Here is a 22729-nt window from a genome sequence, read left to right as displayed (position 1 = left end):
AGAGTAAATGTTTAACTACGTTATATTGTGTTACAAACCAATTCCTCAGTAAGTATCAATATCTAGTTGTTAGCTTAGATAACTGAAACAAAAAAAGCGTTGTATAAACAACGCTTTGTAGTTAATGAGATGGACGGTTACACCGTTGGGACTGACGCTCGCCACGCTTGGTTCTGACTATCTGAGATAGAACGGAACAATTCACGTAGCTCTTTCAACAGACCTTCTTGGAAACCAATGTTTTCATCGGCTTTCTGTTTGGCTGCTTGTGCGCGAGTCGCTTGTACTTCATCATCTTTGCTGCGCGCTTGCGCTTTGGTTTGCTCTACATTCGATGCTGAGTTTGCCATCTGGCCCAAAGCTTGAAGAATAGCGTTCTTCGCTTGGTTTGAGCTCATCAACTTATCGAACTTACGGCCACCACTTGTCAGCTGCGCTGTCGTGTCTGCGATATTGTCTTTCGCTAGTGAGTGCGCACGCTTAACCTGATCTTGCTGAGTTTTAGACAAGCTATTGTTATTCAATAACTCTTCTGCTTGATCGAAGCCAACTTTTTGCGTTTTCAGTACATTATTGCTCGCCATTTCATTCTTGATTTCTTTCCCTGCTTTGAAAGAACCAAGGGCACCAATAATTGCAGTAGCACCCGCTAATACACCCGAAACGACTGCCATCGCGATCATCGCACTTGCCGAGTTGTTTAGTTCTGCCGCTTGGCTTTCTAAACTCGCGACGTTTGCTTCAACAGCAATTTCACGTTGTAGCACTTGCTGCTCACGGCTCAGCTTTGATACTTGATACAACAATGTTAGTAGCGTCAACGATTGTGATACCGCATCTGATGGTGACTTGATCACCTCTTCACCGTTAAGCGCTTTCATTGTTGTGCTCATTAGCGAACTGACCGTCGGTGCAAGAGCGTTCATTAAGTTTGCAACAACTTGAGCTTGATTGCTCACTGCTGGTGCTTTAGGAGCCTCTAACTGGTAGCGTGCAGCACCAGAAACACCTGATTCACTATGGCTTTTAATAGAGCCCGCTTCAAGCTTTGTTTCTGGTGTTTTTTCTGCTTTGGTTGTTTTAATAGTGTCGCCTAAACCATACAGTTCGCCGCGTCCCGTTCCGCCTACTTTATCTAGCATAATAAACTCCTTATACCGTTGCAGGACGGCTTAACACCGTTTGCATGGTTTCACTTTTCGCTTGGATCATTTGCATGATGACGCTCATCAGCTCTTGGAAATCTTTCATCAACTTGCCAATTTCTTCTTTAAGCTTGTCGATGACGGCCTGGCTTAAGGTCATTTTGGCGCGAAGGTCCGTGATATCTGCCTGAATCTCTGTCACTTGAGCATTGTTAGCAGCATGGACACTGTCCGTTGCGCCTTTACCCACATTGACGGCAAGATCGACGGTTTCTGCTCCGTAACGAATCGCTTTCGCTGTTGTTGTCGCAGCTTTTGTGCCCATATCCGCCACTTTCGCCATGTTTGCAGCGGCTTTCGTAGCGATTTCTGTGACCTTTTGAGCTATCTTGCCAGCACCTTTTGCTGCAAGTTTCGCGATACCGCCAGCTGCTGCACCACCAAACGTCACAACAGCTCCGATAACCGCGACTGCGATTTCTAATGCCATTACGACTTTGTTTAGCACATCGACATTTACGCCCGCTTCTTTTAGCGCATCTTGAACGGCTGGCTCTTGCAGCGCCATGCTCACTGCTCCCATGACGCCACCAGCGATCATAAGAGCACCAGCTGCTGCACCAACACCCGTTGCCACCATTACGGCACCAACAACAATAGAAACCACCGCACTGATCCAACCAAAGATCTTCGCTGCTAAGCCTGATTTTTGGGCTTCTTTTGCAGCGGCTTCCGATTCTTTGATTTTGTCTTGGTTTTCCACCATCTCTTTTTCGTGCTTAGCTTTTGCGACCTTCACTTCCTGAATTTTCAGCTCGTTTTGAGCACTTTTCAGTTTATCCGTGATAGCAGCAAGCTCTACTTCAAAATCATCAGCAGAACCTGCGATGATTTTGACTGCAATCGAACCTGTTTGATCTGCAACTGCATGGAGAGATTTTGCAATGGTATCGACGATCTTTTGCAGCTGTGCCATGGCTTTTAGCGTCAAATCATTCACTTTGTCGCTAACAGCTGCGTTAGGTGCATCTAACTGAACTTTTACTTTTCCGGTGTTCAGTACATCTGCATCTTTACTCTTCACGTTTTCTACCGTCACAGAAGGCGTCGCTGTAGACGCCGTTTTCTGCACGTTATCTAACGTGGCTTGGCCAGATTCAGGGCTATAAACCTGTGTCTGGATGCGGTCAAGTGCAATAGAACTCATAGTCTAATTACTCCTTTTTATTTCTCACCGCTTCTAACATGATGCCTGCACGCTCATGCAAATCTGCATATTGTGATTTTCCGGCAGACATCTCCTTCGCGCTGTAAAACCCACTCTCTGCTTCTGTCAGTTGTTCCAGTTTCAGGTGACATTCAGCAGAGTGAAAAGGTGGACGTGGATCATTTACGTCCACTAGCGCTGCGTAGCTGTAGGCATCTATTGCCTGCAGATACTCACCCAACTCCTGACGAGCCGCGCCAAGGCCAATGAAAAATCGCGCCTGATAATGATCAAGCATGCTGAGTAATTGAAATACTTTCGCTGCTTGCTCAATCTTTCCCGATTGGAAAAAGTTGTAACCTACGGCATAAATATGTTCGATGGTGTCCTGAGACACATCGTGCAACATTTTTAGCGTGCCTCCCTCTTCCAGAAAAGACAGCAGCTCTTCTGCTTGCATTTGGGATGGATCGGTCGCGTTTGTTTTAGTCATGGTTGGTTATCCTTAAATGGCTCGTAGGATTTCTTGTAAAATACTGTGGTACTTCTGAACAAACTTGTTCATTGCTTCAACGGTCGAGTTGTATTGGGAGCTTGTATCATTTAGCTCTGTCGTTTTGATTTGAACTTCGTCGTTGAGTAATTTGGATTTGTCACTGACCGAACTGGAAAAGTTAGATAGTTTTTTCGACTTTTCTTCGTCTTGGTACGACGCACCATCACCGATAGTAATACCTTGTTTTTGAAGGAAGTCTCGATGGTTTGTTATCTTATTATCCGTCAAATACTTGTACTCAGGTGAAGCTTCGAAATCCGTTTGATTGCTGTAGTTAAAGTCACTCGCTTTGAAGTTACTTTCTGGATATCCCGGTTTATAAACCCCATCAACACTTTGCGTAGAGTGAATTTTTGATTGCACAACACCAAAAACTTTAAGCTGTATTGTGAGATCCTCTAATGCCTCTTTCTGGTCATTACGTTTCTCTAAACGGTTAACACGACGCTCATTTAGTGCAAACAGCACTTGCTCATCAAAGCGGTCGCCAATGCTAGACTCAACGACAGCCAGCAAATCACGAGCCGTTAGAGAGTGCTCTGCTCTCACCTCGTGATCCGCTTTCTCTTTGTCGGTGATATTGAGTAGACGCTCTTTCAATGCCCCTAAGTTCTTGCGCAATGTCTCGTATCGCTCAGTAAATGAAGCCCCGGTAGATTCACCTTTTACTATTTTTTCAAACTGTAATCGGATATCTCGTTCGGTGTTTTCTTTGATCAAATTAACTTGAGCTGCCGTTATTTGTGTCTTTTGGACATCGGCTATCGCGCTGTCCTGGTAAAAGTCGTCGATTTCTATATTTGTTAAACTCACCGCGAAGTTGGCGAACAGACTAGAAAGTGTCAAAGGCTCAGTTCCACCAATGACAGTATTAAGTGCTGCTTTTAGATTGTTCGTTCCACTCGCCTCACCATAAGCTGCGCTATATTGGCCTTTCACTTGAGCGGCCATTTCATCTAACGCTTCTTTAAGCTGCTGTTTAGAAATACCAGGAGTCCAAGTGATTCGATTAGCTAGCGCACTTGCGTCATCGGTGCTTAAAGTAATACCGATGCCTTGAAAACTACTTTTTAATTGAGCTGAGACTTGAAGAGCGAAACTCTCTTTAGTCAACAGGAAATCCGAGCTCTTAAGTTGCGCGAGATTCACGGAACCTAAGCTACTAAAGGCATTGCGAAGAAAAGAAATAGAAGCATCTCTCACTTCACGGGAGCCCATTTGATTAGCAAGCTCTGCAACAAAAAGAGAAATTTCTTTGGTGGCATTAGTCAGACCTGTCTCGGAAAGGTTGGCGATCTGCTCCGCTTGGTTACTCTGAGTGCCCAAATTAAATTGACTAACAAACTCAGTAGATAACGAGCTATCTACGTTTTCTGTCAGTGACTTGCTAAGCCAAGCCTGAAACTGACTTGATAACGCTTGGTTTGTTTGAACATTTAACTCGGCTGCGGTTAATTCGCCATCTGAGTTAGCACTTTGTAGCGACTTTATCCAAACAGATGCGGTGTCGGTCAATGATATACCAGCAAACGCGTTATTTTTCGCTTTTAGGTTTTCAAGTGTATCAACATAAAGCGCGATGCTTTGTGATTCCGTTTGTCCCGACATAGTTGGCAATGAAGAGATTAGAGAGGCAAGTTGCTGAGTCTCTGCTTCACCCAGTACAGGGGTAAATGCCTCTATCAAGTTTTGTTGGAAAGTGGGTAATGGTGCACTACTCGCAGCTGTGTCTGTTGCTCCTGTCGTAGAGCCAGTCGTTTTCATATTCGTCATTTCCAAACCTCTAAATCATCATGCCGCGCATCACTGTGGGACGCTTTCTGCGTTTACCTGACGTACCTTGTAGCTGATTTTGTTGTTGCCGGCGGCGCTGGACTTCGTCTATTAGCTCTTGCTCTGCACGTTTCATGGTATCTACTGGCGCTTTTATGCCGCCAAGTAAAACATCACCCGCAACAGGACCAACACCTAAGCCTTCCAATAGCTCGTTAAAAATATCGGTTCTGTCTTCAGCTTTTCTAATGGCAAGCTCAGCGTTCTCAATCGCATCGGTAAACGGTTGCTTCATCTTGATTCCTATCTTAAAGCGGGTCATCTCATCGGTGCTGTCAGTAACAGTCGTGAGTTTTTACTTTTTCAACTTTTTCAAAGGTCTATAATCTGCTAGGCGTAAACAGTACCAGTCTTCTAGCTCATCATGGCTTGCACCGCATGCTTTTAGATAGAACTGTGCCAATCGCTGGCTGCTCATGTTGCTACCACGTAACACATCGACGTTGCCGCGAATGACCCAATCGGAGGGATAAAGTTGAATGGCATGTTCAGCCAAGAGAAATAAGCCGGCAAAGGGGTTACTCAACCCCAATTTTGGACGAACGCGTTTCAGAAGAACGATGATGATTTCACCGTCCTCCACCCGAAAAACGAGCTCTAAGCCCTCAACTTCAATTCGATAACCAAGTTGAATTTCACTTTTTTGCCAAAAGTATGGCGTCACTTCGATCCCCGCTTGCGCAAGCGAGAGCATTAGTTTTGTTTTCATTACATCCCCACCCTTCCAAGTGGCTGAATATTGATTTGCTGAGTTAATTCTTGAAATGACAAAACGGGCAGATCGTAGTATTCCGATTCAATAAGCTTTCGCACATATCGGCGTACATCCATAGACACAACTAACACAGGCTTATTCGGCATGCGGCTTAAATCACCGATGGTCTGTTTCACATCACTCACAAATTGTTGAGTTACAGACGGGTCTAACGCTAAATAACTTCCTGCAGAGGTTTGACGAATACCGCTGCGTATTGTGTCTTCGAGACTTTGATCCAATAAGTAAGCGGGCAACATGTTTTGTCCACTCGCGTATTTGTAGCAAATGTAACGTTTTAAGCTGGAACGAATGTACTCCGTCAGCTGTACAACATCTTTCTCTTTTTGGCCCCACTCAACCATGGATTCCAAGATCACGCGAAGGTTTCGGATGGAAATGTCTTCAGAAACCAAGCGTTGCAAGATTTCCGTCATTTTTTGTAACGGGACAATGCGTTGAGCCTCTTTAACAAGCTCCGAATAACTGCCTTCCATCTGCTCCAATAGATAACGCGTCTCCTGAATACCAATAAAGTCTTGTGCGTACTCCTTGAGAACATGAGACAAGTGGTACGTTAAAATTCTGTCGGGTGTGAGAAAGCCGACATGGCTAGTCGTGAGTTTTTGCTCGTAACTTTGTGCCACCCAAATGCTAGAAATACCGGGTAGAAAATCTTCATCTTGCTCATAAGGCACGCCTAATAAGTCAATCTGCTCATTCCCTTCTGTCACCAAGAGTTGGTCTTTTACAATTCGTCCTCGTGCAACCGGAACTTCTTGTAACTGAATTAAATATTCGCCATTTTGCATCCCCTCGTTAAAACGCAGGTGGATACCCGGGAAAGGCACGCCGAGGTCGAGATATAGTGCGCGCCTAACCCTTGCTAGCTCTTCATTCAATGCGACCGCTTCCAAGCTTTCCTGAAGGCTCGCGTCAAGATCGATCAAGAGTGGGACCGTCATAGCGAACTCTTCTTGCTCACCTAATTTTCCTTTACTGTTTCTAGATGGGGTTGGTTTGCTTGGCTTCGCTGCTGGTGAACCCGCCCCTTGCGAAACAAAGCTTGATAAGTCGGTACTATCTGATTCAGCCTGTTTTTTCTGTTGATAGAAAAGGAAGAAACCACCACCACCAACCACTGTGGCCAAGACCAGAAAAGTAATTTTTGGAAAACCAGGAATCAGTGCGAAGAGCACCAAAAGCACACCGCCAATGAGGAGTGCACGCGGCTGAGCAATAACCTGACCACCAATGTCCGAGCCGAGATCAGAAGAATCTTCATGAGAAACACGCGTCACGATAATACCGGCCGTAATCGCGATAAACAGCGCCGGAATTTGCGATACCAAACCATCGCCAACGGTCAAAATAGCAAACAGCTCAAGCGCTTCAGAAGCACTCATGCCTTTTTGCGTTACCCCGATAGTAACGCCACCTAAGATGTTGACCACAATGATGACCAGACCCGCAATGGAGTCGCCTTTAACGAACTTCATCGCGCCATCCATCGAGCCATACATTTGGCTTTCTTTCTCAATCAGTGATCGTCGGTGCCGTGCTTCGTGTACGTCAATCACCCCAGCGCGCATGTCACCGTCAATACTCATCTGCTTACCAGGCATCGCATCAAGTGAGAATCGCGCACTAACTTCTGCAACCCTCTCCGAGCCTTTGGTGATCACCATAAACTGGACAATAGTAATGATCAGGAAAACAACAATACCGACCACTAAGTTACCGCCCACAACGAAGTTACCGAAGGTATAAACGATTTGACCAGCATCGCCTTGCAGCAAGATCAAACGGGTTGTCGTGATGGATAAAGACAAACGAAACAATGTCGTGATCAGTAGCACCGCGGGAAACGCAGAGAACTCAAGCGGCGTAGTGATGTAAATCGCTAACATAAGCAGCACCACCGCAATACTCATGTTGGTGCCAATCAGCACATCCACCAGCGCGGTAGGCAGTGGCAATATCATCATAAAGACGATCGCGAGCAACATCACAGCAAGCATAATGTCTTTACGTTGCCCTACCTTGTTTAAAATATCGATCAACTTATTCATGTGATTCACTATTTAAAGATTGCAGATAGCGTCGGTGCGCTTGGCGTGCCCCATCGACGTCATTTTGTTTCCAACGAGCTTGGCTTAAGCAAAACCAGAGTCCTGCCGAATCAGGTTTAAGGTCGGATTTTAATAAGTGCTCACATACCTCAACAGCACGAGCATATCGACCACTTTGTAAACACGCCACTGCGAGCGTTTGCATCGCCTCTTTGTGTTGCGGGTCTATCTCTAAAACCGCATCGAGAATAGAGATAGCATGCTCTGGCTTTTGGTATTGAACTTGTAGTGCAGCGTGAACAAGCAACAGTTCAATGTCTTTGGATCTCAACATGTTGGTTAGACCTGGATAAGGAGATTGAGCGCCATAGTGAGGTAACGCTGATCAAGTTGCGTACTTTGTAGGGTTTCGGATGCTTTGATAAAAGAAGCGGAGCCTGAATCCTGTGCAAGAACTTGCAACTGAGCCAACGTTTCATCGAACTGTTGGCGGTACTTTTCTGGACGCAACAATTCTGAGTGCAACAATTTTGGCTTGGTTAACGCGATTAGGTATTGGTCTGAAGGCCTGAGGTCATAGAGCTTCTCTAAATGCGTAGCGACCGCCTGCCCATCAGGAAGTAATTGAAACCGTTCAGGGAAATCGGCCTTAACCTCACTATGAGTAACATGCGTGAAGGCTTCTATGCCTACGTTTAAAGTGCTTACTCGAGTCATGAGGTTGCCACATCGTTATGTAGACGAACCAAAAGCGTAAACGCTTGTTCTAAAGTCGGAAGCGTGACCTCTTCTCCGTTTAACCGCGCGGAAAAAACCAAAGTTTGCTCATCTAACAAACCAGTTTTAATTTCGAAAGGCCAGCCTTGATCGGCATGACACAAACTGAGTGCGCTTTGAATGATGTCACTGGTTTGATGCCAAGATAACGCTTGAGACAACATCAAGAATAGCTGCTCCCCGTGTCGCTCAATATGTAGTGTACCGCTTTGCTCAAAATCCAGCTGCACCCGTCCAGCTGATGAGAAATCGACGGCATCGAGCCCCATTCCTCGGCAAAATTCATTGACGGATGCATCAATCCAACTCATCTTCCCACGCTTCCTCTTCTTCTATATCAATGGCTTCGTCTAGCGCCTTTTGTACCGCTTGTATTAAATTCTGTCGTTGTTCTTCATCGGCGAATACATCAATAGGGATCGCGCGAACTAACTTGTGGAACTCTCGAAAAAAATCGATTTTTTGTTGTACCGCCGTCAATTCCATTGCGTTGGCGACTTTCCAAATCTCATCACTGCTTACCCATCGCTGCTCTACCAACGCAATAACATCAGCCATCAAATTAGAAACTTGATAAGCCATAACTCGTCCTTTCCGGTTTAAACATTTGGAACAACTGACTCACGCGATCTTGCAACGTATTTAGAGTTTTGAGTTTTTGCATATCGGACATCAACCACTGCAACTTAACCGAGTCGATACTGCTGCCTTGAACACTAAGATCTGCACTCATGCCTTGCAGCATAAAGTCAACAGCGGTCGATACCTCCTGTTCACCAAAGCGCGCCACTACGTCTTGATAAGCAGCGCCGAGCCCTTGATAGCTATGAACGGTATCGCGATAGAAACCGCGCAGCTGATGTAATGAGCTAAACTCTTGCTCTTGGCTGTACTCATCAGCAAAGTTTGAGACGCGAATTTCCGTATCAATTTGAGCCCAAGAATCTGGGTTTTGCTCGATTCTCAGAATCGCTTGGTCAATCAGCGCTAGTAGATGTTTACTTTCTGGGCTCGCACTCAAAAACTTTTTAACGGCTTTTAACGCAAGGTATTGATGGCTTTTCTCCTCTGAAAATCCATTCAAATAAGCTTGCAATTGAGCGATGGTCGAGATATTTCCTCCCGCCATTTTTGCAGCCAGATCTTTGATCTTTTGGTTCTTTTCAAGATCAGGGACTTTTCGCAGATAGTCAGAAACGAGTTCGTGCGCTTCATTAACTCGAACGCCACTGTCTTTTACTTTACGCTTGGTCAAATCTTTTTCTGCTTTTTCGGAACCGAGTGAAGTGAGCTCTTCCATCGCATCAAAAAGTGATTGTGTGGCATTGTGAACACGGACCGTTTCACCGCGGTAATTGCCTTTTCGTGAAGCGTCGGTACGAGACGATTCCAACCCGTTTTGGATAGACGCATCAAACTTTGAGTTTGTTGCGATATGATTGTTGATAATACTCATTCACTTGCACTCCTTCCGTACAATACAGGCGAATTATAGGAAGTGCGCTTTCTCGAAGCTGTCAAAATCAGACGTGTTTTTTTAGTGCGTTTTCAGTTTTCTAAAAACTCCCGACTGATATTCACTATAAATACCCCCTCATCCTTTCTATCCTCCCAACATCAATCATTGCGCATATTTTTACCTTGAACGATTTCTCATACATCACTGATATCCAACAATCTGCGATCAGGCAAACTCGTCTGATCCAAATTCGCGGGCGCGTTACGCAAGTAACCGGCACCATCATCAACGCCGTTGTCCCCGGCGTTCGTGTTGGTGAGCTGTGTGAGTTGCGTAATCCTGATCAAACTCTGTCTTTATTAGCGGAAGTCGTTGGCTTTCAACAGCATCACGCTCTGCTCACACCGTTAGGAAATATGTTTGGGATTTCCTCAAATACAGAAGTTAGCCCAATGGGAAAAATGCATGAGGTCGGCGTTGGCGATCACCTATTAGGTACAACGCTTGACGGGCTTGGGCGTCCTTTCGATGGTACGCAAAGTCAGGAACCAAGTGCTTGGTATCCGGTTTATCGCGATGCACCGCCACCAATGCAACGTAAACTGATTAAAAAGCCAATCTCTCTTGGGGTTCGATCCATTGATGGACTACTGACCTGTGGTGAAGGTCAGCGCATGGGCATTTTTGCAGCGGCGGGCGGTGGTAAAAGTACCCTCCTCGCAAAACTGATTCGATCCGCAGACGTCGACGTGACCGTTCTCGCCTTGATTGGTGAACGCGGACGCGAAGTACGAGAGTTTATTGAGCATGACTTGGGCGAAGAAGGAATGGCCAAATCGGTTTTAGTGGTCGCGACATCCGATCGCCCGGCCATGGAACGTGCCAAAGCCGCTTTTGTTGCCACTTCTATTGCTGAATATTTTCGTGACCAAGGTAAACGCGTGTTACTGCTGATGGATTCTGTAACGCGTTTCGCCCGCGCACAGAGAGAAATTGGACTAGCCGCAGGCGAGCCACCAACACGACGTGGCTATCCGCCTTCCGTTTTTGCCGCTTTGCCAAAGCTGATGGAACGAGCCGGCCAATCTGACAAAGGGTCAATTACAGCGCTGTACACCGTGTTGGTTGAAGGCGACGACATGACAGAACCTGTCGCCGATGAAACTCGCTCCATTTTAGATGGGCACATCATTCTCTCGCGCAAACTTGCGGCAATGAACCATTATCCCGCCATTGATGTACTCCGATCAGCAAGCCGCGTGATGAATCAAATCGTTGAACCTGATCATCAGGCGTCTGCTGCTCACCTTCGCGAAATGTTAGCCAAGTACGAAGAAGTTGAGCTACTGATAAAAATTGGCGAGTACCAGCATGGGGCAGATAGCCGAGCAGATATGGCGATTGCACAAAGTGATGATATACGCGCCTTTTTACGTCAAGGAACGCATGAGCCAAGTGATCTTGATGGTGCTATCGCTCAACTAAAAGGGATGGCGAACCAATGATCGAACGGTTATTAGAAATCAAACAAATTCGAGCTGAACGTGCGGATAAAGCCGTTAAGCGCCAAGAATACCGAGTATCAAATTCGGCAGCACAGGTTCAAAAGGCCGAACGTTCCGTCGAGGACTATCACGTTTGGCGTCAGGAAGAAGAAGAACGACGTTTTGCCAAAGCAAAGCAACAAACACTCGTTCTCAAAGAGTTGGAAACATTGAGACAAGAAATCGCGTTGTTGAGAGAGCGAGAAGCCGAGCTTAAACAGCGCGTTGCCGAAGTAAAAAAAGCGCTTGAGCACGAACGCTCGGTACTTAAAGAAAAACAAAAAGAGGCACGGCAAGCCCATAAAACCAAAGAAAAATTCGTTCAGTTGCAACAACAAGAACTCGCGGAACAGTCGCGAGAAAGACAATACCAAGAAGAACTCGAACAAGAAGAGTTTCGCACTGTCGATATTATCTAAAGGTTCATTATGCGCATTACTCCAACAGAAGAAACACCGAATACGCTGTACAAATCAACGCCAGAAAAAAAGCCCCAGGAACGAGAGGTTGAGCTTCAATCACAGTTCGAGCGTGCAATGACGGAGAAACCTAGCAAGGAAGAAGAATCTACCGTTGCGAGCAAAAAAGACACTCAGAGCAGAGACGAGAGCCTTCCGTTAAGACATGAAGCATCTCAAAGCCTAGACAAACAACCGAAACTTTCTAACCAAGAAGCCAGCACTTATAGAAATACCGCCACATCAAAAGGCAAAAGTGACGTCGTCACCAAGAGAGACGTAGAGAAACCACAAGACGACGCAGCAAATAGAGAAGAAATCATTTGCGAAAACAATAAATTGCTTAAACATGATGGAAAACACGAGGGCGACTCAGTTCTAAGCTTTCCTTCTACCAAGCGTGTTGATCCTCACTTTCAAGCTCAAACTTATTTGAAAAATGATAAACCGACGCCGATGGATAAACGTACCTCGCCGGATTGTCTCTCTACGCTTGAATTTGGCTTGCTCCCCAAAGTGCGACAGAGAAAGAGCTCGCTCAAGATGCAATTAACAATGCTAACTTCACGACGAAACAAACCGAAACGACACACAATAAACGTGCAACGCAGCGGCTACAAGACACTGGCAAGCTGTCAGACAAAACCGATGGTCGTTCTGAAACTAAATCGCTTGAGAAAATCGAGACGAAAATCGCACTAGTGGCCGTTAAAGCGGATGACGAAAAAGCAGATCCTCAACACCTTGCGAGCGCGGCAACACAAGGCGATGTCATTTTAAAGAGTGTCGCTTCACAGGCTCAGCCGGCCCCTGCTCGAGAAGTAAACACGTTACTCCAACAATTAGTGGACAAAATCTATGTTTCGCTGCCAACCGCATCCGACAACAAAGAGGTTCGGCTGTTTCTGAGTGAAGGACAATTAAAAGGTGGCGAAATCCACATCAAGTTGGACGCACAAGGTTATAGCGTGACGATTCGACAAGAGCATGCCCTTTCCATTATTAGCCAGCAAGCTAGACAAGATCTTGCTGAACGCCTAAACCGATTTGGCGGTGAGCAGCCACTTCGTCTAGCGATCAGCGAACAAACTCAACAGCTCGATCAACAACAACATGAACAACAACACTCACGCCAGAAACGTAGCGTGTATGAAGAATGGCAAGCGGAGAATGACCTATGACGCCGTTAACGATACCCAAAGTCGATTCAGACAGTATTGCGCTCAGTAATCAACTTTGTGCAAAGCAATGCCATTTCCAAGGGGCTGATGGTCAGAGCGTATCGATTACTGTTTCTCAAATCCCTTCATTTGAAGGATTCCGTTTAACCACGTTGATTGGAGGGCAAACGATCCAAGTGGATTTTTGTCGTGCGCAACTCCAGAAATGGCTTGAGTCTACTCTGAATGCCACTGCATTCGAGTCACTGCCCAACTCGCTCCAGTTAGCACTTTTGAGTTCTCAGATTGAACCGCATAGTGAGGCATTCAAAGCACTATTTGGTCAGTTGCCCATTCTTAGCCAGTTACAACCGTTAGAGTCGAGCCAAGTTCAAGAGCATACCTTGATGTTAACCCTCAATAAACCTAACGGCTCTCTTTGTTTGTGGGTTAGCGAAGGAGCAAACGTGCTGTTGGATGCACTACCAAACAGCGCTTCTCTTCAGGCGCGACATCTCGCTTTACCTGTGTGGTTAAGCCTTGGAAAGACCCATTTAATGTTAAGCGAATTTAATTCGCTCGAACTGGGAGATGTGATCTTTTTTGACGATTGTTATATCGCCCAACAACAAGCCATTTTTCAAGTATCTAACCAGAATCTCTGGCGCTGCCAACTGGATGACCAAATTCTTCACATTATTGAAAAAGAAACCAATATGAATGACCTAAACACTTCAGAAATGTTAACCGACCACCAGCAACTGCCCGTAGAACTCACGTTTGATATCGGCCATCAAACCATCACTCTAGAACAGCTTAACCAGCTTCAGCCTGGGTACGTATTCGAGCTAAACCAACCTGTATCTAAGCCGGTAACATTGCGTGCCAACGGCAAAATCGTCGGTGAGTGTGAACTGGTTAATGTTAATGAGCATTTAGGTGTGCGCGTACTGGAACTGTTTGGTGGCACGCAGGAGCCAGCATGATCCAGTTACCTGACGAGCTCAATCTCATTGTCAGCTTAGCACTGCTGGCACTGATCCCATTTATCGCGATGATGGCGACGTCGTTTGTAAAACTCGCCGTTGTATTCTCACTGCTGCGTAACGCTCTCGGTGTACAGCAAATTCCACCGAACATGGCGCTGTACGGATTGGCGATCATTTTGTCTATTTTCATCATGGCTCCCGTCGGGTTTGAAACCTATGACTACGTGAAGCAGCATGATATTTCTCTTGAAGATTCTGCAAGTGTGGAAGGCCTCATTGAAAGCGGTTTACAGCCTTATCGAGAGTTTTTGAAAAAACATATTCGGGAAACCGAAGCCATATTCTTTACCGATGCTGCGCGCACATTATGGCCTCAAAAGTACGTGGACCGTTTAGAGTCAGATAGCTTGTTGCTGTTGCTGCCAGCGTTTACGGTCAGTGAGCTTACCCGTGCTTTTGAGATTGGCTTTCTATTGTACTTGCCGTTCATCGCTATCGACTTAATTGTTTCTAATATCTTGCTCGCCATGGGCATGATGATGGTATCGCCAATGACCATATCTCTCCCTTTCAAATTGTTGCTTTTTGTCTTGCTTGACGGCTGGACGAAACTCACTCACGGCTTAGTACTGAGTTACGGTTAATCACGGAGAAAGTATGCATTCTGCTGAAATCATTCATTTCACGACTCAAGCATTAACCCTAGTTTTGTACTTGTCGTTACCGCCGATTTTAGTCGCAGCGTTGGTTGGTACATTGGTGTCGCTTATTCAGGCGTTAACTCAGGTCCAAGAACAAACGTTAGGCTTTGTGGTCAAGCTTATCGCGGTCATTATTACGCTGTTCGTCACAACGCAGTGGCTAGGGGCAGAGCTCCACGCCTTCGCCTCGCTTGCCATGGATAAAATCCCTCAAATACGATGAGTTATCACGACTTACACCAGGCTTTATTTTTGTATAGCCTGACGTTACCTCGGTTAATGGCATGCTTCATCTTTTTGCCTATTTTGAGCAAGCAAATGCTAGGCGGCACCATGGTGAGAAATGGTGTGCTTTGCTCACTCGCACTGTTTATATTTCCGATGATTAATCAGCAAAGCTTGCCCGCAGAAACCGACGGTATTTGGCTGATAGTGATTTTGGGTAAGGAGGTATTAATTGGGCTATTGATCGGGTTTGTTGCTGCTATCCCCTTTTGGGCAATAGAAGCGGCTGGCTTTCTGGTCGACAACCAACGTGGTGCTGCCATGGCAAGTATGTTTAACCCAACGCTAGGCTCGCAATCGACGCCAACCGCAGTGTTGCTGACCCAAACGTTGATTACCCTGTTCTTCTCTGGCGGGGGCTTTGTCACTTTTATCTATGCGTTATTCAAAAGCTACACATCTTGGCCGATCGTGGACTTTTTCCCAACCGTTAGCGATGCATGGGTAAGCTTCTTCTACGCACAGTTTGAACAACTCATGTGGCTTGGTGTGCTGATGTCTGCCCCATTAGTGTTGGCAATGTTTCTTGCTGAGTTTGGTCTGGCTCTTATAAGTCGTTTTGCACCGCAATTGAATGTTTTTTTCCTTGCCATGCCAATAAAAAGTGCCATCGCGAGTGTTTTACTGATCGTGTATCTCGGGTTAATGATGGATCACTTTGAAGTACAGTTTTACGGCATTACCAGATTCGCAGAACAACTCAATACCATTTGGCAATAACGCTTAGGATTCTTTATGAGTGCAGAAAAAACAGAGCAACCCACCGCAAAAAAGTTACGCGATGCCAGGCAGAAAGGTCAGGTAGCCAAAAGCCAAGAAATCGTATCGTCTGCATTAATTTTGGCGCTCATAATTGTACTGTTTGCGTTCGCCGATTATTACATGTCGCACATCTCAGCGCTTATTCTCCTACCAAGTAAGCTTGCTTATCAGGGCTTCCAAGATGCGCTAGTCGATGTCGCTATTGCCATCGCAAAAGAAATTGCCTATCTACTCGCCCCGATTATTCTGGTTGCTGCACTCGTCGCCATCTTTTCCAATATGGGGCAGTTCGGCTTCCTATTTAGTGGTGAATCCGTTAAACCCGACATCAAAAAGATCAATCCCGTCGAAGGTGCCAAACGCATTTTTTCGCTTAAGAGTGTGATTGAGTTTATCAAGTCGATCCTTAAAGTCTCTCTTCTTTCCTGCATTATCTGGGTGACCTTACGCGGTAACATCAACGCTTTGATGCAAATTCCAACTTGCGGGCTAGAATGTGTCCCGACCATTACTGGTGTCATGATTAAACAATTAATGATTATCTCTTCGGTAGGTTTCATCGTCATCGCTGCAGCTGATTTTGCGTACCAAAAGTTTGACCACACGAAGAAACTCAAAATGAGCAAGGACGAAGTGAAACGCGAATACAAAGAGATGGAAGGCAGCCCTGAAATCAAAAGTAAACGTCGTCAGTTGCACCAAGAGCTACAGGCCTCCAATCAACGTGAAAACGTTAAACGCTCCAATGTATTAGTTACAAACCCAACGCATATCGCGGTTGGTCTGTACTACAAAAAAGGCGAAACGCCCCTGCCCGTCATTACCTTGATGGAAACCGATGCGGTAGCCAAACGTATGATCGCAATCGCCAAAGAGGAAGGTGTGCCTGTGATGCAAAAAGTCCCTCTTGCTCGCGCACTATACGCGGACGGCAACGTCGACCAGTACATCCCAAGTGATCTTATTGAAGCAACCGCCGAAGTGCTTCGTTGGTTGGCATCATTGGAGTCCGATAAGACGCTGAACTAACACGATTTCGAGAGTAAAAGCTATCCTACGAAGAACGGTTATCACTTTCTATACGTAATGATATTTTTAAATGTGTCATCCTTCGCTATAGGTTTCAGCATATCGAATTCGCCTACTTTTGCTTGTCTCAATGAAGCACTTGGTTCATGAAAAGTCGTGTTTACTAACGTCAATAGTGGTACTGTACTGGACAGTTTTACTTTCATCTCTAAACCACCTAGAGCTCGGTAAGAAACCACGCCAGCCACAACCAAGGTGGATTTTTGCTTAGGTTGATTTATTTATGCGCATATCTACCGAAAAGAAGCGAACTCGAATCATCAAAGTTGCCACTGACCTTTTTATAAAGCAAGGTTACAAAGACACATCACTCGATCAAATCGTCGCGATTTGTGGAGGCTCAAAGCAGACGTTATATCGCTATTTTTCGAACAAAGAAGGGTTATTTGTTGAAGTTTTAGCATACAATACCAAAACCAGCTTAGAGTCCGTCTTCCAGCTTGCCGACAAGCAATCGGAGCCTTTACAAGAAACATTGAATGACTTCGCCAAGAAGTACCTAAAAGGTGTATGCTCCAATCCTATGCTATCACTTTATCGGATCGTTTCGGCTGACTTCAACAAACATGATTCCGTACCAAATCAATTCTGGCAGACAGGGCCGCATCGCATTCATCAATACCTCATCGACTTTTTAAAGAGTGAAACTGTCAGCTCACAACTCGATGTTGAAAATGCCGACCTCGCTTGTGAGCAACTACTTGCATTAATTAAACTTGATTACCAGAACATGGCACTAATTGGCTTCGATTTTCCGACAGATGAAGAGTTAGATGCACATACGAAAAAAGCGGTCACCGCCTTCCTAAATCTATACCAAAGATAAACTCACTGAATATAAAAGGGAGCATCATCGCTCCCTTCTTGTTTCTATGGCTTAGTGAATCTCTCGCTTCGCCGCCAGTTTTTTACCGATTATTAAGATTGGCGCGAGAGCAAAGACAGAGATAATAAACATCAATAATGAATTACTTAGTGCGAGAGTGGTCGCCTGCTCTTTGACAACAGAACTAATTTGGCTCATTCCTAATGCCGAATTTGGCAAGTGTCCATGAGTCAGAATCGTACTGCTCAACGCATTTTTATAAGCACCAAAAGCATGATTCACATCATCTAGCGTTCGGCCAATCTCTCCAGCAGCTTGTGCACTATGGCTTTGCATTACCCGTGAGAACACGGCACCAGCGATCACACCGCCAATGGTACGAAAGAGGTAGAAATTGGCGATGCCTTCTAAACGCTGCCCGACCTGGAAGTACATCAATACTGCAATGGTCACAGACACATTCAATAAGCCGACACCAAGCCCTCGCAACATCATCGGAACGGGCAAAGATTCCGTACCAGCGAAGCTAGGTAACTGACTAAATTTATGTACCGAAAGTATAATCATCACCACACCAAACGGGACGACTGCATCCGCTAATGGACGGCGGAAGTAATACACCAGCACACTGACTAGCATACCACCTAGCATGGCATAAAATGCCGGCAATTGGGCATATCCAGCATTAAGGTTGTTGTACTGCAACGCCATTTTCAAAAAGCTAGTAAACAACACATTGCTCGCCATAACAGCAAAACCTGCCAAAAAAGCGTTGTACATAAAAACATTAGTTTTCAACTTACTATGCAGCTGTATTGATGCTGTATTTAAAGGACTGGTTTTCACAAAGTAATACACCACTAATAAAGTCAGAGCCGCGGCTATCGAAGAGGCTTTAACAAACCATTCCGAGTCAAACCAGTTGTAATAACTGCCTCTCATCAATAGAAATACAACGAGGCTTATTGTCAGGGCAAAAACTAAATAAAACCAACAGCCAGATTTGGCTTCGGCCTCGATTTGAATCGACTTAGGATTGTAGATGCATGCAATTACCAAGGCAGAGAAGTACAGCCAAGCCGACACGACACACAACAGTGACCAATCAAAGATTTCGACAATATTGGCCACTACCCAAGGGTAAGCGCCGATCGGTAGCAAGGTTGAGAATACTAGCGTTAAAGCGATAATGGCAGGTAGCCAACGCTGTTCAAAGAAGTGGAGCAAGTAAAGGTTTAATACCACCATTAACATGCTCATAAAAAAGCCACTCGAGAGCCAAGTCAGAGTGAACACCAGTTCTTGCTGTCCGCCCCAGTAAAGTACAAGATTGCTCGCTAGACCTACCAATAAAATGGCATGTAAGAGAATTAACGTACCCAATCTACGCACCAATATTGGTGTGAATATAAAACCTAATACCTGGGTAATCATAAAGCCGACTTTAACCAGAGCAACTTCATCGACAGATAAGCCTGACGTTGCCGCCATCTCATACGATAACTCGGTAAACATCACGGAGTTAATACCAAAAGCAGCAATCGCAAAAAGCGTCAAAATCAGCAGCGGTGAACGTTTTTCCATTGCAGTTAACCTTGTGCCGCGGTCTCGATCGTTACTTCTGCAGACAACCCCGGATAGACTCGTTGACTCAACTCTTGAGGGATCTCTAGCTCAATACGTACTGGTACACGTTGTACTACTTTTACGAAATTGCCTGTCGCATTTTGAGGTGGCAATAAACTAAACTGTGCACCAGTCGCCGGGGTTATCGAAGAAACACGGCCATGCAATGGATGGTTTGGAAACATATCCAATACTACTTCAACCTCTTGCCCAGGCACAACGTTCTCAAGTTGTGTTTCTTTAAAGTTTGCCTCTATCCAAACATAATCTGGCACCATCACGATGAGCCCCATTCCTGGTTGTACAAACTTGCCGACTTGCACTTGTCTATCTGCCACATAGCCATCGAATGGTGCACGCACCGTGGTTCTTTCCAGTGAAATATTAGCTAGTCGTAAGTTTGCTTCTGCTTTTTTACGCTGTGCTGTCAGTTGCAACTTCTCAGTCATCAATGTGTCGAGCTGTTTTTGCTCAGCAGCTAAGCCCAATTTAGCGGTTTCAAGATTACTGCTTGCTTCAATAGATCGCGTTTTTTGTGCTTCAAACTGATTTTTGCTCACAGATTGCTTTTGTACCAAACGAGAAAGACGTTGAAACTCCGCCGCTTGGTGTTCGGCATTTGCACTCGCGCGGCGAATACCTTGCTTCGCCTGCTCAATTTTCATTAACTGCATATCCGTTTTGATTTGATTTGCAGTAAGCTCAGATTTCGCAACATCTAGTGCTGCTCGAGCAATTTCTTGGTTGGCAATAAAGTCTTCATCATCAATGACAAACAAAGGAGTTCCTTCTCTTACCCACTGGTTATCTTTGACAAAGATTTCGCTTACTTGCCCCCCAACCTCAGGTGAAATGGCCGTAACGTCTGAATGAACATATGCGTTATCCGTCATTACAGTATTCGGCTGGTATAAGGCACAGCCAGCAGCAAATAACGAACCAACAACAAGCGACAAGGCGATAACTTTCTTCTTCATGTTTGAAACCCATTTTATGATTTTCACAAACCGTACTGTACCGTACAGTTTTAGTAAAGATACATTTGATCATTGCCAATTAAAAAGATCAATCTCATTGATTTATCATGAACTTCTTGAGAAAAGTGTTTCGAATGAAAAGAATGAAAATCTAACCATTTGTAATGTAAATAAAAAACACATTTAAACTGAATAAATAAAGAGAGGACTGCAACTCCCCTACCTTTATTGAAGCCTGCTCCCCAACTCGGCGCATCAATCGCAAACAACTTGACTGGCCAAAGTTTTCGAAGCTACCTCACCAATTTTCATTAGCATCTCAATCTGACACATCAACCCAACGATAAGCACAAGCTAGTAGCATTTTCTTCAAACGAATTTGACATCACCCAATATAGTTGTGTATACAACCATATTGTTCGTTCATGTTATTTGGTGAAATTTTCCATGTCCCAATACAACCATCATCAGTCTCTCGGTCACCTTACGGGGCTTGCTAGTCGTCTGTTTAACCGATTACTCACCACCCGTTTCAAAGATGCTGGTATTGATATGACAGCAGAACAATGGGGTGTCGTGTTGCTGTTACGAAACAACGGTGCCCTTTCTCAAAGTCAGATTTGTGAACTGTTGTACTTAGAAAAATCGAGCGTCAGTCGATCAATTGATGGGCTTGAAAAGCGCGGTTGGACAGAGAGGAAACCTTCGCCAACGGATAGTCGAAGTAAGTTAGTCGTGCTAACAGAAAAATCTTTAGACACCGTTGATACATGTGCAAATATCGCTTCGCTAGTACTGCAAGAAGCCCAACAGAACCTTGCTGATGCCGACCTAGATAACAGCAAACAGCAACTTTCTAGCGTGGTAGCGAACTTACGCAAGCTTAACGGACAAATTTAACTTATCAGCGTACGTTGCGACAGAAGCTGGTTTAACAGTCAGGCTCAACCTTGGAGAAATACGATGACAAAACGCAATGCTTTAATTACAGGTGGCGCTCGCGGAATTGGTGCAGCAACAGCAAAAGCACTCGCTGCAGATGGTTACCGAGTTTTTATCAACTACGTAAATAGTGCTGCGGTCGCGGAAGCGTTAGCTCAGGAAATTCAAAACGCCGGTGGTGAGGCGTACACTTTAAAAGCTGACGTTCGTGATGACGCACAAATACAAGGGATGTTCGACAGCATAGCAAATGAACATGGTGGCGTTGATGTTCTTGTCTCAAACGCAAACATGAGCTTTACCGCAAAACCTTTCACTGAGCAGTCGTGGGAAGAGTTTTCACAAAAGCTAAATGACGAAATGCACGCTGCATATCAAACGGCAAAATTGGCGGTAGAAAACATGAAAGCCAGCCAGTTTGGTCGCTTAATTTTTATCTCTAGCACCTTATCAGAAGCTCCTGCACCAAGCTTTATTGCTCATGGTAGTGCAAAAGGTGCACTTGATAGCTTTAGTAAATACCTCGCTCAAGAACTTGGTCCTTTCGGGATTACGTCTAATGTCGTTGCTCCGGGCCTTGTAGAAACAGACGCAACAAAAGGTGCTCCTGAAGAGTTTAAAGAAACCGTTCGAATGTTCACACCAACGCAGAAAATTGCCACACCTGAAGACGTAGCAAACACCGTGAGCTACTTGGCAAGTGAAAAAAGCGGACATATCACGGGCACATACAATCCAGTATGTGGCGGCGCATACCTACCATAGCGCCAAGTGTGCTAGGCACAAATACAAAGGCATGTACCCATGCCTTTGTATCTTTAGGTATTGCTTTGCAACGCGCAAGCTTCCTTCATGGGCGGTTTTGTCTGAAGAAAAATAGAAAGTCCTATCTATTTCTTATAATCGGTGTATAGTGAGCTCAGCTCCTAACCGTGAGCTATTGATGAAATATTTAGTTCGAGTCTCTTCTTAGTTTTCTTTCGAGTCATTTCGTTACTCAACTCCTGTAGCAACTTATTCTTTATCTTCCATTAAATAGCCTCAGTTTTGATTTAAATACGAACGAGAGTTAGCTCTCTTAGCATGGTTATCACAACGCGCTGTCTTTACATCGATAGATTTATAAGGAATTTAACCTTATAAAAACAATCATTAAGCGTCAAAATAAGACATAACGCTGCATAGCCACTTCGTGTATATATCATCACTATTTAGGAATAGTCATTAGTGGTGAAATATATTAATCAGCGCGATGACAATGGAATATTTAGACTTAATTTAAACCATTTTGACTTCGTTATTCCTATAAAAGTAGAGGTTAATTAGATTAACCTTTAATAAACACGCTCTAGAGGAATAAAAATGAGAAAAAAACGAGATAGCTTTCAAAAAAAGAATAAAAAAAGCAATTATGAAGACAAATTTGAGTTGATGGTAAAAGAATACCACAGCGCAAAAGAAGTATTAGACGCAATGCCAGAAGGTTCGGCTGACTACGACAAGCAGAAAAAGCACTGTGAATCTCTATTTGCTAATGCCGAGCGCTTTTTTAAGCGAAATCAGTAGG

General features: G+C 44.9%; 27 protein-coding genes. 13 read left to right on the top strand and 14 right to left on the bottom strand.

Annotated elements, in window-relative coordinates; genetic code table 11:
* Positions 1 to 137 precede the first annotated feature (137 nt).
* The 12 genes from vopD to sctW are packed head-to-tail and all read right to left on the bottom strand — an operon-like array spanning position 138 to position 9800.
* Positions 138 to 1142 (bottom strand): type III secretion system translocon subunit VopD, encoded by a 1005-nt coding sequence (gene vopD, locus P4S59_RS07655; protein ID WP_337168186.1) that lies wholly within the window; start codon positions 1140 to 1142, stop codon positions 138 to 140.
* A gap of 10 nt (positions 1143 to 1152) precedes the next feature.
* Positions 1153 to 2352 carry a type III secretion system translocon subunit VopB gene (vopB, locus tag P4S59_RS07650; RefSeq protein WP_337168185.1) on the bottom strand — a complete coding sequence of 400 codons (1200 nt, stop codon included), beginning with the start codon at positions 2350 to 2352 and terminating at the stop codon, positions 1153 to 1155.
* A 7-nt stretch (positions 2353 to 2359) separates the two neighbouring features.
* Positions 2360 to 2845, bottom strand: coding sequence for a SycD/LcrH family type III secretion system chaperone VcrH (vcrH, locus tag P4S59_RS07645; protein WP_005377258.1), 486 nt, complete (start codon positions 2843 to 2845; stop codon positions 2360 to 2362).
* Positions 2846 to 2857: 12 nt separating this feature from the next.
* On the bottom strand, positions 2858 to 4681 hold the full coding sequence (locus P4S59_RS07640; protein ID WP_337168184.1) for a virulence-associated V antigen: 1824 nt from the start codon (positions 4679 to 4681) through the stop codon (positions 2858 to 2860).
* Positions 4682 to 4691: 10 nt separating this feature from the next.
* A complete protein-coding gene (locus P4S59_RS07635; protein WP_005395092.1) occupies positions 4692 to 4976 on the bottom strand; it encodes an LcrG family type III secretion system chaperone in 285 nt (94 codons plus the stop codon).
* Positions 4977 to 5036: 60 nt separating this feature from the next.
* Positions 5037 to 5450 carry an LcrR family type III secretion system chaperone gene (locus tag P4S59_RS07630; RefSeq protein ID WP_256955507.1) on the bottom strand — a complete coding sequence of 138 codons (414 nt, stop codon included), beginning with the start codon at positions 5448 to 5450 and terminating at the stop codon, positions 5037 to 5039.
* Entirely contained in the window at positions 5450 to 7576 is a 2127-nt protein-coding gene (gene vcrD, locus P4S59_RS07625; protein ID WP_337168183.1) for a SctV family type III secretion system export apparatus subunit VcrD, read from the bottom strand. Before vcrD ends, P4S59_RS07630 begins: the two co-directional genes overlap by 1 nt.
* A complete protein-coding gene (vscY, locus tag P4S59_RS07620) occupies positions 7560 to 7901 on the bottom strand; it encodes a type III secretion system chaperone VscY (RefSeq protein WP_005395110.1) in 342 nt (113 codons plus the stop codon). Before vscY ends, vcrD begins: the two co-directional genes overlap by 17 nt.
* 5 nt (positions 7902 to 7906) lie before the next feature.
* Positions 7907 to 8284, bottom strand: a complete 378-nt coding sequence (vscX, locus tag P4S59_RS07615) for a type III secretion system protein VscX (protein WP_005377246.1) — start codon at positions 8282 to 8284, stop codon at positions 7907 to 7909.
* Positions 8281 to 8655, bottom strand: coding sequence for a type III secretion chaperone SycN (gene sycN / locus P4S59_RS07610; RefSeq protein ID WP_012841776.1), 375 nt, complete (start codon positions 8653 to 8655; stop codon positions 8281 to 8283). The genes vscX and sycN overlap by 4 nt, the downstream gene beginning before the upstream one ends.
* A complete protein-coding gene (locus P4S59_RS07605; RefSeq protein ID WP_012841775.1) occupies positions 8642 to 8926 on the bottom strand; it encodes a TyeA family type III secretion system gatekeeper subunit in 285 nt (94 codons plus the stop codon). Before P4S59_RS07605 ends, sycN begins: the two co-directional genes overlap by 14 nt.
* Positions 8907 to 9800, bottom strand: a complete 894-nt coding sequence (gene sctW, locus P4S59_RS07600) for a type III secretion system gatekeeper subunit SctW (protein ID WP_337168182.1) — start codon at positions 9798 to 9800, stop codon at positions 8907 to 8909. Before sctW ends, P4S59_RS07605 begins: the two co-directional genes overlap by 20 nt.
* Before the next feature lie 185 nt (positions 9801 to 9985).
* On the opposite strand from sctW, the gene vscN reads away from it, so the two are divergent.
* From vscN to P4S59_RS07555, 10 genes are all read left to right on the top strand, one after another.
* The gene (vscN, locus tag P4S59_RS07595; RefSeq protein WP_337168181.1) at positions 9986 to 11308 is read left to right on the top strand and encodes a SctN family type III secretion system ATPase VscN; all 1323 of its coding nucleotides are present in this window, start codon (positions 9986 to 9988) and stop codon (positions 11306 to 11308) included.
* Entirely contained in the window at positions 11305 to 11766 is a 462-nt protein-coding gene (locus P4S59_RS07590) for a type III secretion protein (protein WP_337168180.1), read from the top strand. Before vscN ends, P4S59_RS07590 begins: the two co-directional genes overlap by 4 nt.
* Positions 11767 to 11775: 9 nt before the next feature.
* Positions 11776 to 12507, top strand: coding sequence for a hypothetical protein (locus tag P4S59_RS24400; protein WP_443089040.1), 732 nt, complete (start codon positions 11776 to 11778; stop codon positions 12505 to 12507).
* Positions 12507 to 12986 carry a type III secretion system needle length determinant gene (locus tag P4S59_RS24395; RefSeq protein WP_443089039.1) on the top strand — a complete coding sequence of 160 codons (480 nt, stop codon included), beginning with the start codon at positions 12507 to 12509 and terminating at the stop codon, positions 12984 to 12986. Before P4S59_RS24400 ends, P4S59_RS24395 begins: the two co-directional genes overlap by 1 nt.
* Positions 12983 to 13951, top strand: coding sequence for a type III secretion system cytoplasmic ring protein SctQ (gene sctQ / locus P4S59_RS07580; RefSeq protein WP_005395122.1), 969 nt, complete (start codon positions 12983 to 12985; stop codon positions 13949 to 13951). The genes P4S59_RS24395 and sctQ overlap by 4 nt, the downstream gene beginning before the upstream one ends.
* Positions 13948 to 14598 carry a SctR family type III secretion system export apparatus subunit VscR gene (gene vscR / locus P4S59_RS07575; protein ID WP_005377232.1) on the top strand — a complete coding sequence of 217 codons (651 nt, stop codon included), beginning with the start codon at positions 13948 to 13950 and terminating at the stop codon, positions 14596 to 14598. The genes sctQ and vscR overlap by 4 nt, the downstream gene beginning before the upstream one ends.
* A gap of 13 nt (positions 14599 to 14611) precedes the next feature.
* A complete protein-coding gene (gene vscS / locus P4S59_RS07570; RefSeq protein ID WP_005377227.1) occupies positions 14612 to 14878 on the top strand; it encodes a SctS family type III secretion system export apparatus subunit VscS in 267 nt (88 codons plus the stop codon).
* Positions 14875 to 15660 (top strand): type III secretion system export apparatus subunit SctT, encoded by a 786-nt coding sequence (gene sctT / locus P4S59_RS07565; protein WP_031780447.1) that lies wholly within the window; start codon positions 14875 to 14877, stop codon positions 15658 to 15660. Before vscS ends, sctT begins: the two co-directional genes overlap by 4 nt.
* A gap of 15 nt (positions 15661 to 15675) precedes the next feature.
* A complete protein-coding gene (vscU, locus tag P4S59_RS07560; RefSeq protein WP_048626449.1) occupies positions 15676 to 16731 on the top strand; it encodes a SctU family type III secretion system export apparatus subunit VscU in 1056 nt (351 codons plus the stop codon).
* Between the two features lie 283 nt (positions 16732 to 17014).
* Positions 17015 to 17617 (top strand): TetR/AcrR family transcriptional regulator, encoded by a 603-nt coding sequence (locus P4S59_RS07555; protein ID WP_047009923.1) that lies wholly within the window; start codon positions 17015 to 17017, stop codon positions 17615 to 17617.
* Positions 17618 to 17668: 51 nt separating this feature from the next.
* Here P4S59_RS07555 and P4S59_RS07550 read toward each other — a convergent pair whose 3' ends face one another.
* Together P4S59_RS07550 and P4S59_RS07545 are read right to left on the bottom strand one after the other, a co-directional pair.
* Positions 17669 to 19201 carry an MFS transporter gene (locus P4S59_RS07550; RefSeq protein WP_337168179.1) on the bottom strand — a complete coding sequence of 511 codons (1533 nt, stop codon included), beginning with the start codon at positions 19199 to 19201 and terminating at the stop codon, positions 17669 to 17671.
* A 5-nt stretch (positions 19202 to 19206) separates the two neighbouring features.
* Positions 19207 to 20220, bottom strand: a complete 1014-nt coding sequence (locus tag P4S59_RS07545; RefSeq protein ID WP_104974067.1) for an HlyD family secretion protein — start codon at positions 20218 to 20220, stop codon at positions 19207 to 19209.
* Positions 20221 to 20667: 447 nt separating this feature from the next.
* Here P4S59_RS07545 and P4S59_RS07540 point away from each other — a divergent pair, with 447 nt between their 5' ends.
* The 3 genes from P4S59_RS07540 (at position 20668) to P4S59_RS07530 (ending at position 22728) form a co-directional block, all read left to right on the top strand.
* A complete protein-coding gene (locus tag P4S59_RS07540) occupies positions 20668 to 21120 on the top strand; it encodes a MarR family winged helix-turn-helix transcriptional regulator (protein WP_005395130.1) in 453 nt (150 codons plus the stop codon).
* A gap of 63 nt (positions 21121 to 21183) precedes the next feature.
* On the top strand, positions 21184 to 21927 hold the full coding sequence (locus tag P4S59_RS07535) for an SDR family NAD(P)-dependent oxidoreductase (protein ID WP_337168178.1): 744 nt from the start codon (positions 21184 to 21186) through the stop codon (positions 21925 to 21927).
* A gap of 597 nt (positions 21928 to 22524) precedes the next feature.
* Positions 22525 to 22728 carry a hypothetical protein gene (locus tag P4S59_RS07530; RefSeq protein ID WP_005395134.1) on the top strand — a complete coding sequence of 68 codons (204 nt, stop codon included), beginning with the start codon at positions 22525 to 22527 and terminating at the stop codon, positions 22726 to 22728.
* Position 22729: the final 1 nt, after the last annotated feature.

Source organism: Vibrio sp. M60_M70 (genome assembly GCF_037162085.1).
Taxonomy (GTDB): domain Bacteria; phylum Pseudomonadota; class Gammaproteobacteria; order Enterobacterales; family Vibrionaceae; genus Vibrio; species Vibrio diabolicus.
The sequence above is the reverse complement of the archived record's forward strand: the minus strand, read 5'-3'. Positions and strand labels throughout refer to the sequence as shown.

Excerpts from the sequence above, each read along its gene's own strand:
- P4S59_RS07640 (WP_337168184.1), bottom strand. The coding sequence starts at position 4,681 with ATGACGAATATGAAAACGACTGGCTCTACGACAGGAGCAACAGACACA.
- vopB (WP_337168185.1), bottom strand. The coding sequence starts at position 2,352 with ATGAGTTCTATTGCACTTGACCGCATCCAGACACAGGTTTATAGCCCT.
- vscR (WP_005377232.1), top strand. The coding sequence starts at position 13,948 with ATGATCCAGTTACCTGACGAGCTCAATCTCATTGTCAGCTTAGCACTG.
- P4S59_RS07630 (WP_256955507.1), bottom strand. The coding sequence starts at position 5,450 with ATGAAAACAAAACTAATGCTCTCGCTTGCGCAAGCGGGGATCGAAGTG.
- vcrH (WP_005377258.1), bottom strand. The coding sequence starts at position 2,845 with ATGACTAAAACAAACGCGACCGATCCATCCCAAATGCAAGCAGAAGAG.
- P4S59_RS07555 (WP_047009923.1), top strand. The coding sequence starts at position 17,015 with ATGCGCATATCTACCGAAAAGAAGCGAACTCGAATCATCAAAGTTGCC.
- vscX (WP_005377246.1), bottom strand. The coding sequence starts at position 8,284 with ATGACTCGAGTAAGCACTTTAAACGTAGGCATAGAAGCCTTCACGCAT.
- sctW (WP_337168182.1), bottom strand. The coding sequence starts at position 9,800 with ATGAGTATTATCAACAATCATATCGCAACAAACTCAAAGTTTGATGCG.
- P4S59_RS07540 (WP_005395130.1), top strand. The coding sequence starts at position 20,668 with ATGTCCCAATACAACCATCATCAGTCTCTCGGTCACCTTACGGGGCTT.
- vscU (WP_048626449.1), top strand. The coding sequence starts at position 15,676 with ATGAGTGCAGAAAAAACAGAGCAACCCACCGCAAAAAAGTTACGCGAT.
- P4S59_RS07635 (WP_005395092.1), bottom strand. The coding sequence starts at position 4,976 with ATGAAGCAACCGTTTACCGATGCGATTGAGAACGCTGAGCTTGCCATT.
- P4S59_RS24400 (WP_443089040.1), top strand. The coding sequence starts at position 11,776 with ATGCGCATTACTCCAACAGAAGAAACACCGAATACGCTGTACAAATCA.
- P4S59_RS07550 (WP_337168179.1), bottom strand. The coding sequence starts at position 19,201 with ATGGAAAAACGTTCACCGCTGCTGATTTTGACGCTTTTTGCGATTGCT.
- P4S59_RS07535 (WP_337168178.1), top strand. The coding sequence starts at position 21,184 with ATGACAAAACGCAATGCTTTAATTACAGGTGGCGCTCGCGGAATTGGT.
- sycN (WP_012841776.1), bottom strand. The coding sequence starts at position 8,655 with ATGAGTTGGATTGATGCATCCGTCAATGAATTTTGCCGAGGAATGGGG.
- vopD (WP_337168186.1), bottom strand. The coding sequence starts at position 1,142 with ATGCTAGATAAAGTAGGCGGAACGGGACGCGGCGAACTGTATGGTTTA.
- sctQ (WP_005395122.1), top strand. The coding sequence starts at position 12,983 with ATGACGCCGTTAACGATACCCAAAGTCGATTCAGACAGTATTGCGCTC.
- P4S59_RS07590 (WP_337168180.1), top strand. The coding sequence starts at position 11,305 with ATGATCGAACGGTTATTAGAAATCAAACAAATTCGAGCTGAACGTGCG.
- P4S59_RS07605 (WP_012841775.1), bottom strand. The coding sequence starts at position 8,926 with ATGGCTTATCAAGTTTCTAATTTGATGGCTGATGTTATTGCGTTGGTA.
- vscY (WP_005395110.1), bottom strand. The coding sequence starts at position 7,901 with ATGTTGAGATCCAAAGACATTGAACTGTTGCTTGTTCACGCTGCACTA.
- sctT (WP_031780447.1), top strand. The coding sequence starts at position 14,875 with ATGAGTTATCACGACTTACACCAGGCTTTATTTTTGTATAGCCTGACG.
- P4S59_RS07545 (WP_104974067.1), bottom strand. The coding sequence starts at position 20,220 with ATGAAGAAGAAAGTTATCGCCTTGTCGCTTGTTGTTGGTTCGTTATTT.
- P4S59_RS07530 (WP_005395134.1), top strand. The coding sequence starts at position 22,525 with ATGAGAAAAAAACGAGATAGCTTTCAAAAAAAGAATAAAAAAAGCAAT.
- vscS (WP_005377227.1), top strand. The coding sequence starts at position 14,612 with ATGCATTCTGCTGAAATCATTCATTTCACGACTCAAGCATTAACCCTA.